General features: G+C 70.4%; 12 protein-coding genes. 6 read left to right on the top strand and 6 right to left on the bottom strand.

Going from position 1 to position 12903, the window contains the following annotated elements; translation table 11 throughout:
* The first annotated feature begins 204 nt into the window (after nucleotides 1-204).
* Entirely contained in the window at nucleotides 205-1716 is a 1512-nt protein-coding gene (locus U5K29_08050) for a DHA2 family efflux MFS transporter permease subunit (GenBank protein ID MDZ7678490.1), read from the top strand.
* A 6-nt stretch (nucleotides 1717-1722) separates the two neighbouring features.
* On the opposite strand, the gene U5K29_08055 is transcribed toward U5K29_08050, so the two are convergent.
* Complete coding sequence (locus U5K29_08055; GenBank protein ID MDZ7678491.1) at nucleotides 1723-2148, bottom strand: nitroreductase family deazaflavin-dependent oxidoreductase; 426 nt, start codon at nucleotides 2146-2148, stop codon at nucleotides 1723-1725.
* A gap of 526 nt (nucleotides 2149-2674) precedes the next feature.
* Here U5K29_08055 and U5K29_08060 point away from each other — a divergent pair.
* Both U5K29_08060 and U5K29_08065 read left to right on the top strand, forming a co-directional pair.
* On the top strand, nucleotides 2675-3715 hold the full coding sequence (locus U5K29_08060) for a LacI family DNA-binding transcriptional regulator (GenBank protein MDZ7678492.1): 1041 nt from the start codon (nucleotides 2675-2677) through the stop codon (nucleotides 3713-3715).
* A gap of 73 nt (nucleotides 3716-3788) precedes the next feature.
* A complete protein-coding gene (locus U5K29_08065) occupies nucleotides 3789-4094 on the top strand; it encodes a hypothetical protein (protein ID MDZ7678493.1) in 306 nt (101 codons plus the stop codon).
* A gap of 78 nt (nucleotides 4095-4172) precedes the next feature.
* Here the strand turns inward: U5K29_08065 and U5K29_08070 are convergent, their stop codons facing one another.
* Nucleotides 4173-4559, bottom strand: a complete 387-nt coding sequence (locus U5K29_08070; protein ID MDZ7678494.1) for a hypothetical protein — start codon at nucleotides 4557-4559, stop codon at nucleotides 4173-4175.
* 71 nt (nucleotides 4560-4630) lie between these two features.
* On the opposite strand from U5K29_08070, the gene U5K29_08075 reads away from it, so the two are divergent.
* Entirely contained in the window at nucleotides 4631-4981 is a 351-nt protein-coding gene (locus U5K29_08075; protein MDZ7678495.1) for a YbjQ family protein, read from the top strand.
* Nucleotides 4982-4995: 14 nt separating this feature from the next.
* On the opposite strand, the gene U5K29_08080 is transcribed toward U5K29_08075, so the two are convergent.
* The 3 genes from U5K29_08080 to U5K29_08090 all read right to left on the bottom strand — a co-directional run bounded on the left by U5K29_08080 (nucleotide 4996) and on the right by U5K29_08090 (nucleotide 8648).
* On the bottom strand, nucleotides 4996-6657 hold the full coding sequence (locus U5K29_08080) for an alpha/beta fold hydrolase (GenBank protein MDZ7678496.1): 1662 nt from the start codon (nucleotides 6655-6657) through the stop codon (nucleotides 4996-4998).
* A gap of 124 nt (nucleotides 6658-6781) precedes the next feature.
* Nucleotides 6782-7354, bottom strand: a complete 573-nt coding sequence (locus U5K29_08085) for an OsmC family protein (protein ID MDZ7678497.1) — start codon at nucleotides 7352-7354, stop codon at nucleotides 6782-6784.
* A 70-nt stretch (nucleotides 7355-7424) separates the two neighbouring features.
* A complete protein-coding gene (locus U5K29_08090) occupies nucleotides 7425-8648 on the bottom strand; it encodes an NAD(P)/FAD-dependent oxidoreductase (GenBank protein ID MDZ7678498.1) in 1224 nt (407 codons plus the stop codon).
* Here U5K29_08090 and U5K29_08095 point away from each other — a divergent pair.
* Complete coding sequence (locus U5K29_08095) at nucleotides 8647-10092, top strand: bifunctional diguanylate cyclase/phosphodiesterase (GenBank protein MDZ7678499.1); 1446 nt, start codon at nucleotides 8647-8649, stop codon at nucleotides 10090-10092. The two genes, U5K29_08090 and U5K29_08095, sit on opposite strands and share 2 nt — an antisense overlap.
* Before the next feature lie 63 nt (nucleotides 10093-10155).
* Here the strand turns inward: U5K29_08095 and U5K29_08100 are convergent, their stop codons facing one another.
* Complete coding sequence (locus U5K29_08100) at nucleotides 10156-11550, bottom strand: NAD(P)-binding protein (protein MDZ7678500.1); 1395 nt, start codon at nucleotides 11548-11550, stop codon at nucleotides 10156-10158.
* 220 nt (nucleotides 11551-11770) lie between these two features.
* Here U5K29_08100 and U5K29_08105 point away from each other — a divergent pair, with 220 nt between their 5' ends.
* A complete protein-coding gene (locus U5K29_08105) occupies nucleotides 11771-12895 on the top strand; it encodes an XRE family transcriptional regulator (GenBank protein MDZ7678501.1) in 1125 nt (374 codons plus the stop codon).
* Nucleotides 12896-12903 lie beyond the last annotated feature (8 nt).

Consider the following 12903-nt stretch of genomic DNA (forward strand, 5'->3'; position numbering starts at 1 on the left):
CGTGACGACACCCCGTTCTCCAGAGTTCGACTCCCCCTCGCCCACCACAGATTCGGGTTGCGGCCTCACGAGTCGCGGGTTCTCGAATAGAACACGGTTACACTATTTGGGTCCGGAGGCTGCGGTCCCGGAACCGACGTCGACCGGGAGGATGGCAGCTTTGGTGAAAGGCGACCGACGTAGCCGAGCGTCGATCCGCACCACGTGAGCATCGACGAAGAGGTCGAGCGGGACCCGCCCGCAAGCGAGTCTGGGTCCCCCGAGTCCCTCCCACCGCCGCGGTCGCCGTGGATCGCGGTGCTGGTGATCCTCGTCGGCAACTACGCCGCGGTGCTCAACATCACCGTCGTCGGCGTCGCGCTGCCGAGCATCGACCAGACCTTCGGCAGTGCCGACTCGCTGTCGGTCGACTGGGTGGTCACGATCTTCCTGACGGGAGTGGTGCTGGTCCTGCCGCTCACGGGCTGGCTCGCCGACCGACTCGGACGCCGGGTGTTGTACATCCTCAGTCTCGTCGCGTTCGGCGCGGGAGCCGCGCTCTGTGCGGTCGCACCCAACATGTTGGTGCTCGTGGCTGGCCGGCTGCTCCAGGGCTTCGGTGGCGGCGCCCTGATGCCGGTCGGCATGGCGATGGTCTATGACCTGTTCCCACCCCACCGTCGTGGCACCGCCATGGGCATCTGGGGGATCGGCATCATGGCTGCACCCGCAGCGGGCCCGCCGCTGGGCGGATTGATGGTCTCCACCGTCGGATGGCGGTGGATCTTCGGCGTGTTCGTCGTGGTGTCGGCGCTGGCGGTTGCCCTTGCCGTCCGTTGGCTTCCCGACGTCGGCCATCAGGAGCGACGCCGGCTCGACCCGATCGGATGGATCCTGTTGGCGGTCGGCGTCGTGTTGATCGTGCTCGGCTCCCGCCAGGGCACTGAGTGGGGCTGGGATTCGCTGATCACGTGGGCGGTGATGGGGGTGGCGGTGATCTGTCTCGTCGGGGTCGTCTTCTGGGCGCGTCGTCGCACCGACCCGATCATCGATCTCGACATGTTCGGGGTACCCACCTTCGCCATGGCGATGGTCGTGATCGCGCTGATGAGCATCGGCCAGTTCGCGCGGCTCACGTTCCTGCCGATCGAGCTGCAGGTGGTGCGCGAGCTCGACGCCCAACGGGTGGGCCTGCTGCTCGCTCCGGGGGCGATCGGGGTGGCGATGACGATGCCGATCGCCGGCTGGCTCGCCGATCGCGTTGGTTCGAAGCTGCCTGCGACTGTCGGGCTGGCGATCACCACGGTCATGATGTGGCAGCTCGCACATCTCAGCCCGGACCTGTCCCAGCGGCGGATCGTCGAGATCCTGCTGGTCCAGGGCATCGGAATGGGCCTGGTGTTCATGCCGACCACCTTGGCGGCCATGAACTCTCTCCCTTCGCGGTTCGTCGCGCAGGCCGCCGCAGTGAACAACCTGGTCCGTCAGCTCGGAGGAGCGCTGGGAGTCGCGGTGCTCAGCGCGGTGATCGTCGCCAGCGTGGGCGACGTGAGCCCGGTCGGCCTTCCCGTGGAGGAGACCCAGGCCGCCTACAACCGCGTGTTCGTGGTCGCATCGTGGTTCTTCCTGTTCGCCACGGTGGTGGCGGCGGTGTTCCTCCCGGGGCGCCGCCAAGCCCTGCAGCACCAACAGGACCGAGCCGAGGAGAGCGTCGGAGCCGGTTCGCCCCGCGAGTGACCCCGGTCAGACGCGGTCGAGGGCGAGGACAGGGATGGTGCGGTCGGTGTTCGCCTCGTAGTCGGCGAACTGTGGGAACGCCGCCTTCTGCTGCTCCCACACCCGGTCGCGCTCGGCGCCGGCCAGCTCGGTGACCCGCACCGCCACATCGGACTCGTCACCGATCTCGATGGTGGTCTCGGGGTGGGCGAGCAGGTTGTGGTACCAGTCGGGGTTGTCGGGCGCCCCGGCCTTGGAGGCGAAGATGTAGACGCGGTCGCCCTCGATCCGACACATCAGCGGATTGATCCGCTCGGTGCCGGTCTTGGCGCCGGTGTGGTGCACCAGCACCATGGGTGCGCCCTCGAAGGGGCCGCCGACCTTGCCGCCGTTCTCTCGGAACTCGGCGATGACCTTGGCGTTCCAGTCGTTCATCTCGTCGATGGAGCTCATGGTGCCTCCCCTGATCGATCCCTGATCGGTGGTTGCGCGTTGAGTGGGGGTATCGACGCCGCGACTCGGTTCCCTCTGGAGCAGCGGGGGAGGAGGTGTCAGAGATCACAGCCGTGGTGGAGCCGATCGGCGTCACTCTGCCCCTAATCTAGGGTCTGTACCGATATAGAACTCCTGGGCCCACCCCCCTCGACCCAGATGGAGAACCACCATGCATCCTCCCGCCCTCCTCCCCGAGCTGGTCAGCCGACCCTCGTCCTCGCAACTGGGCCACAGCGCGCTGCCCGATGCCCCCGTTCGGCCTCACGGACCCGACCCGCGCCTGCGCCGTGCCACCCGCGCCATGCAGCGCTCGGCCTCCTGGGTGCAGGCCGTGGCCAGTCGTCGCGGCGTCGGTCGAACCCGACCCGTCCCTGTCGTCACCACCGCAGCCGACCCCAGCTGAAGCACCGCGGCCCGTCCCTGGCGACCCACGGTGCCCGACCCCAGCCGAGGTCGACGCTGGGGATCGGGCACACTGCCACCCATGGCTCGAGTGACCCTGCAGACCATCGCCGACCAAGTCGGGGTCAGCCGGATGACGGTGTCGAACGCCTTCTCGCGTCCCGACCAGCTCTCGTCCGAGCTGCGCGACCAGATCCTGGCGGTGGCAGACGAGCTGGGCTACGTCGGGCCCGACCCGCGAGGCCGTGCTCTGGTCCGGGGGACCTCGGGCGCGGTCGGGGTCTTGCTCACCGACTCCCTCGGTGAAGCCTTCGCCGACGAGGTGGCAACCGGCTTTCTCGGGGCCATGGTCGACCAGCTGGCACCAACCGGGCTCGCCCTGACCCTGCTGGCCTCCGAGCCTCAGGGCGAGGCCGTGCCCGCTCGTGACGTCGCCATCGACGGGGCGGTGGTGTACTCGTGTCGCCCCCGCTCGAGTGCCCGTGGGTGGCTCGAGCGCCGAGGGCTCCCGCTGGTGCAGGTCGATCAGGATCCGGCGCCGGAGGTTCCGAGCGTCAACGTCGACGACCGGGGCGGGGCCCAGGCCGCGGCCCGACACCTGGTCGAGCTCGGGCACCGCCAGATCGCCGTGGTGACCGTCGCTCCCCTCGATCTCGATGACGAACCGGCGGTGCCCCACCCCCAACGCGAGCGCCTGGCCGGGTGGACCGAGGTGCTGGACGAGGCGGGGGCGGGACCCGTACCCGTGATCGAGGCCGCAGGCCACAACGACACCGACGCGACCAGAGCCGCCGGCCGGGTGTTGGCGCTCGATCCCCGCCCCACGGCGGTGCTGTGCTTCTCGGATCTGCTGGCGGTGGCCCTGGTGCAGGCCGCGCACCGCGAGGGGCTGGTGGTGCCCGGTGACCTGTCGGTGGTGGGCTTCGATGACAGCCCCGTCGCCCAGCGGATCGAGCCCGCGCTGACCACGGTCCACCAGGACATCGCCTCCAAGGGACGCCTCGCGGCCGAGCTGTTGACCGCCGCGATCGACGACCGTCGCGACGGCCGGCGCCGACCGCCCCGCCACGAGCAGCTCCCCACTCGGCTCGTCGTTCGCGACAGCACTGCACCGCCCCGGTGAGCGTCGTGCGCGAGTGTGGTCATGACAAATGGAACCAATCCGGCCCCAGGGACGTCATACAGACATGCTGAGAATGATCACACTCCTGTGCGTGGCGGTCCTGCTCGCCGCTTCCTGTGGCGACGACGGCGATGACGCGGTGGGGTCGGGTCCCGACGACCTGCCCGAGCCGGTGTGCATCGAGAACGTCGAGGATCCGGTCCCCGAGTACGTCGGATTGGGCGAGGCCGAGGCCACCGAGCGGGCCGAGGATGACGGCCTGCAGGTCCGTGTCGTCGGACGCGACGGTGAGTGCTTCGCCGTCACCATGGACATCCGCGACGACCGCGTGAACTTCGAAGTGGCCGACGACGTGGTGATCGCCGCCGCCATCTACTGATCCGGGTCGCTGGAGCCGGTCCTGCTCGTCCTCGTCGAGCACCTGGTAGCTGGCGTGCTCGTCGGCCAGCTCCATGGGTCAGGTGATCGAGGTCAGCAGACCGACGGTGGTGGTGAGGGTGCCGAGGACGCCGACGGTGACGATCATGTTGGTGCGCAGCGAGCGGTGGAGCTCGATGCGCAGGTCGGCGATCTCGGTCCGCAGGTTCGCCTGGCAGGTGTCGAGCTTGAGGTCGAAGTTGTCGGCGGTCTGTCCGAAGCGTTGGTCGATCTGGTCGAAGCGCTGGTCGATCTCTTCGAAGCGTGCGTCCATGCGGTCGGCGAGGTGGGCGAGATCGGCCTTGGTGGCGACGTCGGCCCAACCAACTGGAGGTAGTAGCTCCATGAGCGTGTCCGCTTCGTCGATTCCGATGGTCTCGTTGAGCCGTTGGTACAACTGGTGACGTGCGTGCTCGGTGGTTGCCATGGTTCGGGCTCCCGGGAGTGGCGGTCGCGAGGGAGCACAGGCTCCGAGTGCCGCTTCCACGGCGTGTCGCCATGCTAGCGATCTGTCGTGACATCCAGCGTGGGTGGTCGGCTCGCCTCAACACCATCCGCGCCAAACACCTCGGGCGAGACATCGGGGCCGGCTTGAAGAACCTGGTGGGCGGGGAGCTGCGCACCTACACCGACCTGATGACCGAGGCCCGAGGCGAAGCGGTCGGGCGCATGGTCGATCAGGCGACGAGCCTGGGTGCCAACGCGGTGCTGAACGTCCGCTTCACGACCTCCCAGGTGGCGGGGTCGGCGGCCGAGCTCTACGCCTACGGCACTGCGGTGGTGGTGGAGCCGAACGAGGGCGCCTCATTGGAGAATACGATCGAGCCGTCGGAGACATTCGAGATCTGACAGACAGCACGTCCTCAGACCGCGGCGTAGAGCTCCCAGGTGCCGGGTACGTCGTCGAGCGCGTTGGCGCCTCGTGGCTCGAAGCGCAGGCCCGAGCCCGCAACCAGGTCCCGCACCGTTCGGGTGACCCACACCTCGCCGTCGTCGGCGAGCCGGGCGACCCCGGCCCCCACCAGAACCCCGATCCCTTCGAGCTCGTCGCCGCGGCGCTCCACCTCCGAGGTGTGGACGCCGCAGCACACCGCCAGGTCGAGGTCCTCGGCGATCCGCGCCAGGCGCTGCCCACAGCGCACCGCCCGCGCCGGGCCGTCGAGGGTCACCAAAAGCCGCTGCCCGGTGGCCCGTACGATGGTGCCGCCGAGACGTCCGACCTCGCGCTCGGTCCGGTTCAGCAGCCGTTCGACCTGCCCGCGTGAGGTCTCGGCCGCCCCTTGAGCGGGGACGCCGGCCACCTCGACGAAGAGCATCGTGGCGAGCACCCGGTCGGCTCCGGTCATCGCGGGGACGCCGGTGACGAACTCGGCGACCAGATCGAGGACCGGGCCGCTGTCGCGGTAGGGCAGGTGATCGGCACCCTCCTGCTCGACGAAGCGGGCTCCGGCGACGCCCGCCGCCAGGCTCCGGCCCCGGTCGATGGGGATGATCGGATCGTTGGTGCGGTGGATAACCAGCGTCGGGGCGCCGATCGCCGGCAGCGCCGGCCGGGCGTCGATCTCGGTGGCGAGCTGCACCAACCGGGCGGCTGAGTCGGGGTTGGCCGACAGCCGCTCGTAGCGCGCCACCTGGGCCATCCCCCGCTCGTCGAGCTCCCAGGTCGGCGCCAGCATCTGGAACGTCTCACCGGTTCCCCAGCGTTCGTTCACGAACTCGGCCATCTCGTCGGCGCCGACGAACGGGTCGTGGGTGAACGAGCCGTAGATGACGAGCCGGTCGACCCGCTGGGGTTGCGAGGCGGCGAACAGCAGCGCGAGCGGCCCTCCCTCGGAGATCCCGAACAGGGTTGCGCGCGACGATCCCGCGGCGTCCATCACCGCTCCCACGTCGTCCATCCGCTCCTCGAGGGTGGGCAGGCGGCTGGGCGCCGTACGCTCGGACAACCCGGTGCCCCGCTTGTCGAACACGATCAGGCGTCCGAGCTCCGCCAGGCGGCGCGAGAACTCGGCGAGGGGCGGCAGCTCCCACCTCAGGTCGAGGTTCGACACGAACCCCGGGATGAGGACGATGTCGCCCGGGCCGTCGCCAACCACCTGGAAGGCGATGTCGTACCCGCCGCTGCGGGTGTACTGCACCGCCGGGGGAGCGCCCGTCGGCTCCGCTCCGGCGGAGGACCCCGCCGGCGAGGGTGCGGCATCGACCGACCGGCTGGGACGAGGCTCGAGCGGGGCGACGAACTGGTAGCCACGGCCATGGACGGTGCGGATCACCTCCTGGCGCCTGCCGTCGTCCTCGACCGCCCGACGGGCGTCCTTGATCCGGCTGGTCAGGGTGGCTTCGCTCACGAACCGATCGCCCCACACCTCGTCGAGGAGTTCCTCTTTGGTGACCACCCGATCGTGGTGCGCGGCGAGGTGGATCAACACGTCGAGCACCTGGGGCTCGACGGCCACCGCCGTGCCCGAGCACCGCAGCTCGAACCGCTCGGCGTCGATCTCCCGTTGGCCGAATCGCCAGATCACACCACCGCTCCGATCTCGGCGTCGGGTCCAGCCCGTACGCCGATGGTACCAATGCGCTCCCGGTCGGGTCGGGGTGACGCGGTGTGGCCGCCGACCCGCTGCGGGCCGGCGACCACACCACGGCTCACCCCGTGGTCGTCGAGATGCTCACCGGGACCGACCCGGTGACGATGTCGAACACCGCCGAACGCTTCCGGGATGCCTCGACGATCTCCTCGAGGGTCTCCGCTGGCGCGTCGCCCCGGATCTCGAAGCGCACCTCGATGTTGCCGAACCCGTTGCGAACCTCGGGGTCCAGGCCGAGCACGCCGTTGAGGTCGATGTCGCCGACGACCGTGGACCCCACCTCGTGGAGGGTGACGCCTCGGGCGGCGGCGATGTTGCCGATTCCCGCGGTCAGACACGAGGCCAGGGCGACGAGGACCATCTCGGTCGGGCTCGGGCCCTGGTCGGTCCCCACCAAGGGCAGGGGGTGGTCGGCGTCGAAGTGGAACGTCCGCTGGTGGTCGCGCTCCTCGCCGACGCCGAAGTAATCGACGACGGTGGTCTGGCTGTGCACGCCCGAGACCCACCGGTTGTGGGCCCGGAACTGGAACCGGGCCGCCTCCGGCGACTCGCGGACCGCGTCGAGGGTTGCGAACAGCGTGGCGGTGTCCACGCCGTTGCGGGTCGATGGTGTCGGGTCGGTGGTGGTCATGGTGGTCCTCCCTTTCTCGTGGGTCGTGTCTCTCTGGTGGGTCGTGCTGATCGAGAGCTCCGAGCTGGCGTCAGGCTCCCGCCGGGGCGAGCTGGGGCAGCGATGGCCGGGAAGCGAGCCACTCGGCCTCGCGGTCGTTCTCCTTGCCGAGGCGCTTCAGCAGCGCCATGAACTCCTCCGCCGGCGGATGTGTGGTGAGTGCGGCGGCCAGCTCGAGGAACGGCGCCGAGGCCTCGCGCCGGTCCCGGTCGTAGCAGGCGAGGGCCTCGTCGAGGTCCGCCCGACCGGTCAGCGCCCCGTGGACCGCCCCCGCGAGCAGCTCGGCGTCGCGGAGCGCGTCGGTCATGCCGTGACCGGTCATCGGGTCCTGGTGGAACGCGGCGTCGCCGACGAGGGCCCAGCCCTGGCCGGCGGCGCGACGGACCTGGATCGGGAAGCGAACACCGCCGCGCACACCGGTGGCGCGGCGGCGGTGGCGGGCGCGGCCAGCCAGCGCTGGGGACACCTCGTCGAGCAGCGTCTCGTGGCTGGCGGCGCGCTGGCGGCGTCCCGCGGCGAGCACCCGGTCGGCGCGCTCGGCGGGCACGCACACCCACACGTTGGCGAGGTCATCGTTGGTGGGGAAGACGCCGGCGAAGCCCGCGTCGCCCACGTGGAACTCGAAGCGGTGAGGGTCGAAGCCCTCGTAGTAGGCGTAGTGACATGAGCTGGCCGAGGGTCGCTGCTCGACGATCGGTGCCTCGACGGCACGCGCGACACGGGATCGGAGCCCGTCGGCGCCGATCACGACCTCGGCCGAGATCCGCTGCTCCCCACCGTCGGGGTCGAGCGTGGTCACCCCCGTGACCCGCCCCGTGTCGTCACGATCCAGCGAGGTGACCCGGGTCCTCAACCGCAGTTCGGCTCCCGCGGCGGCCGCCGCCGCGGCCAGCAGTGGATCGAACACCTGCCGCCGCGGCGCGAGGAGATGATCCACGCCGCCCTTGGCGTCGATCTCGCGAACCTGTTCGCCGCTCCCCGCACCCCGCAGCACTTGGCGGATCGGTGGGGCGCCGCCGGACACCACCTCGTCGAGCAGACCCCACCGGGTCAGCTGGACGACCCCGCCGCGGGCGAGGGCGTGGGTGGAGAGCGTGTCGCCGGCGAGGTCGCTCCGGTCGACGACGACCACGTCGTGGCCGGCACGGGCGAGCAGCAGCGCCGTGGCCGCGCCCGCGCACCGTGCACCGACGACCACGACGTCGGCGTGGCGGTCCACGCCGTGCTGGGGGCTGAGCGAGCGGGTGATCTGCATGTATCCCACCCTGAAGGCACCACCCCGCCCAGGCTTGGAGTCGGTGTGGGGACCACCGGGGGAGGTGTGGGGACCGCGACCCGGCCCAGAGGGGACCACCGACCCTTGTGCGGGGCGGTTCCACAACCGACGATGGGCGGGTCCCGGCGTCCTTCACGCGGCCCGCGATGGAAAGGGAGTCACCACCGTCGACGCGCTCACCGGCTGCTTCAACCGGGCCACGGTGATGCACTCGCTCGAGACCTGCGTGGCCGGCCCCGACGAGTCGATCGCGGTGGTGTTCCTCGATCTCGACCGCTTCAAGGCCATCAACGACGAGCTGGGCCACGCGGCAGGCGACGAACTGCTCGTCCTGGCCGCCGAGCGCCTCCGCCGTGCGGTCCGACCCGGTGACATCATCGGCCGCCTCGGCGGTGACGAGTTCCTCGCCGTGTGCCGCGAGGTGGTGAACAAGGAAGAGGCGATCGCCATCGCCGAGCACGTCGCCGCCTCCATGTCCCGTGAGGTCACCCTCGACTGCGGAGTGATCGAACTGCGAGCCAGTGTCGGGGTGGAGTGGTCGGGAAGCGGAGGCCACTCCGCCGACGAGCTGGTCGCCCGCTCCGACGCCGCCATGTACGAGTCGAAGCGTCGGGGCACCGGTCGCGCCGTGCCCTACTCCGAGGTGCTGCGGCGACAGGAACACCCCAACCTGGGCGAGGAGCACGCCCTGCACCAGGCGATCGAACGAGGCGACCTGCACGTGCGCTTCCAACCGATCGTGCGCCTGGCCGCCGGCGACACCATCGGCTACGAGGGCCTCGTCCACTGGGCCGGACCCGACGGCGACAGCATCGCCGCCTCGGCGTTCATCGCCATGGCCGAGGACACCGGACTCATCCACGAGCTGGGGCTGGCCGCACGCGACGAGCTCATGTGCACCGCGGCACGCCACAGCGGGCGGGTGGGCGATGCCGACCGCTGGTTCTGCAACCTCTCGGCCCGGGAGCTGCAGATGCCCGGAGCCGTCGAGTCGATCCTCGACACGATCGACCGATCGGGACTGGCTCACCGCTCGGTGGTCGTCGACTTCCGCTGCGACGTCGGCCCAGACCAGCTCGAGCGAATGACCTCGGCCCTGTCCGAGCTGCGCGCCGCGGGGGTGGAGCTCGCGATCGACGACTTCGGCGAGGGTTGGGCGCCCCTGGAGCTCCTGCGGGCCGCCACACCGACCTGGCTGAAGCTCGCCCCCTCCGTCACCTGTTCGACCACCACCGACCCCATCGCCGCCGGCATCGCCGGGGCCGCCATCGACCTCGCCGCTCGCCTCGGTGCGAGCGTGGTGGCCAAGGGGATCGAGTCGAGCGAACAGCGCGACGCGCTCGTGGAGCTCGGCATCGAGCTCGGCCAGGGGCACCTGTTCTCCCCGGCCGCCCCCATCGAGACGTTCCTCGCCGCTCGCTGAACCGCACCGCCGACACCGAGCCCCGAGCCATGCGCTCGTCGCCGGCTCAGCGCCTGGCGCGGCTCAACGCTGGGACCAGAGCTGCTCGAGGTTCACCAGCGCCGGTTCGGCGTTGGTGATCAGCCGGGTGAGCGCCGACTGCATCGTCGGGTCGTCGGCGTGGTCGCCGATGCCGCGGCCCAGGTTGAGCCGCGTCGACTCGAGCCATGCCGCCAGGTCGGGGGCTCCTCCCCAACGGGACTGGGCCAGGTTGGACAGGTAGGTGTTGGGGATCCAGTCGACGGCGTCATTGGGGTACGGGTTCGGTGGTGCGAGCCGGTTGCGGTCGGCGTCGTCGCGCTCGGAGGTCTCGAGGAACCCGACCAGCGCCGCGTTGAAGGTCGGCTGGCACATGCGGACCTGTTGCAGGGTGATCCGCCCCGGCTCGAAGATCGGGCGTGCTGTGGTGGCGCGCAGACCCGGCGCGCTGCAGTCGACGTGCACGGTGCTGGTGTCGGTGGGGATGGACCCTTCGTCCAGGGTGATCTGCTCGGTGCCGATGTGTTGCACCCGACCCCGGCGCACCACGTTCTCGATCCGCCGCAGCTGGTCGAGTTCGTAGGCACTGAGCATGGCGCACCGGAACGTGCTCGGCTCGACGTCGGGATTGAGTCGCAGGAGCTGCCCCGCCGCTTCGAGCCGGTCGAACAGCTCCTCCACGGTCTCGGCGCCGGCAGCGGCCTCCATCTGCTGAGCCTGGCCCTCGATCAGGCCCGGGAGCAGCTCGAGGGGTTGAAACGAGGCTCGGTCGAGGAACCAGGCGTCGCGTGGTTTGATCCAGCGGATGCGGTCGGGGCCGACCCCGTTCTCGAGGAGCCAGATGCAGGCGTCGATGCCGGTCTTGCCCGCGCCGACGATCGTGTAACCGCCGGCCGGGCCGTCGAGCTCGGCGAGCTCGTTGATCGGGATGAACCGAACCTCGGGGTCGATGTCGAAGGTCGGGGTGTGGGTGGCGGGAACCGGGGTCTCGAACCAAGTGGCGTCGACCACGCGCCGCCGCGATCGGACCGTGGTTTCCTCGCCGTCGGACAGCGAGACGAACCGGTGACCGTGAGGGCCCGGCCCCAGGTACTCGCAACCGCCGTAGAAGCGCACCCGCCCCGAGCCGAGCAACGTCTCGGCCAGCACGTCCCGGTAGTAGGCGTTGATCTCCTCGCCGGTGGCGCGCTCGTACAGCCCGGCGTTGGGGCCCGACGCGTCGATGGTGTCGGTGCCCAGGCTTCGCGAGCTCACCCCGTAGTTGGCCGACGGGAGGTGGAGGCGGACGAAGGGGTAGACGTCGTTCCAGTGCCCGCCCGGTTGCTGGCGCCGTTCGACCATCACCACGTCGGCGTCGCTGTGGGCGATCAGCTCGTCGACGAAGGCCAAGCCCGCCGCGCCGCCTCCGATCACCAGGTAGTCGGTCTCGATGTCGGCCACTGTCCACCCCCAGCGCGGCTTCTCACCGCAATGGTGCTGGACCATAGCAACGCCGGGCATCCGCCGCAGGTAGCGTCGGTGCAGCGACTCGCGGGCGCCGGCGCCCGACGCCCCGTTGCGTTGGCGCCGGCGCCCACGAAACCTGGGTGGGGCGATCCGCCCTGACCATACCAGCGCTATTGGCCATGTGGGGAATCTTTAGCTGTGCTTAACTGGTGGCATGCAGCATCGGACCAGCGGGATCCCCAGCCTCGATGACCTCCTCGGGGGCGGGCTGGTGCTGGGCGACAACGTGGTCTGGCTGGGTGAGGCCCGCTCCGACGTCGATGGCGCGGCGGCCGCGTTCCTCGGACCCGACGATGCGGACCGACACCTCGTCTCGCTCGGCCCGCGCGCCATCGACGTGGCCGGTGGTGTCGCGGTCCACCGAATCGATCTGGCCACCACCAGCCTCGCCGACCTCGAAGCGTTGCTCGTCGGCCACCACATCGTCGACGGTACCCGGCTCGTCATCGACGGGCTCGACGAGCTGCTCACCCATCTCGGTGCCGACGCCACCGTCGCCTTCTACCGGCGGATGTGTCCCCGGCTGCTCGACCTCGGCGCCATCGCCTACTGGACCGGCACCCGCGGCCAGCTGAGTCCCGCGGTCATCGGTGGCGTGTCCAAGATCGCACAGTGCGTGCTCGAACGGCGCGACGACCGGCTCCGGATCACCAAGGCCGAGGGCCGCCCCAATCGGGTCCAGGGCATGCTGGTCGACTTCGCCGCCGATCCCGACACCGGCTCGCTCCGGGTCGGACGCGAGCACGCCGTCGGGCGCCTCGGCGAAGGCCTGCGCCGCATCCGCAACGACCGCAACCTCACCCAGGGCCAGCTCGCCGCCCTTGCCGGCATCACCCCGGCCGCCATCTCCCAGGCCGAGACCGGCAGGCGCGGCCTCTCCCTCGACACCGTCGTGCCGCTGTGCGAGGTCCTCAGGGTCACCGTCGACGAGCTGCTCGGCGGCCAGGGACGGATCGACCATCAGTTGGTCCGCCACGACCGCAGGCGCGACGACGCCACCGGCCGCGGCACCGGGGTGGTGCCCCTCTTCGACGACCCGACCATGTCGGTGCGGGCCTTTCTCACCGTCCTCGACCCCGACGAGTCGGGCGCTCCCACCTTCGCCCACAAGGGCATCGAGCTGATCCTCGTGGCCGATGGCCTGGTCTTGATCGACCTCGGCGACCAGACCCCGGTGTTGCGGGCGGGCGACGCCCTGATGGTCAACCGGGTCCCGATACACAGGTGGGAGAACCTGCGGCGAGACCCTGCCCGGCTGTTCTGGGTCGTCGCCGACTAGCCACCGTG

It is taken from the genome of Acidimicrobiales bacterium (assembly GCA_034521975.1).
Lineage (GTDB): Bacteria > Actinomycetota > Acidimicrobiia > Acidimicrobiales > SKKL01 > SKKL01.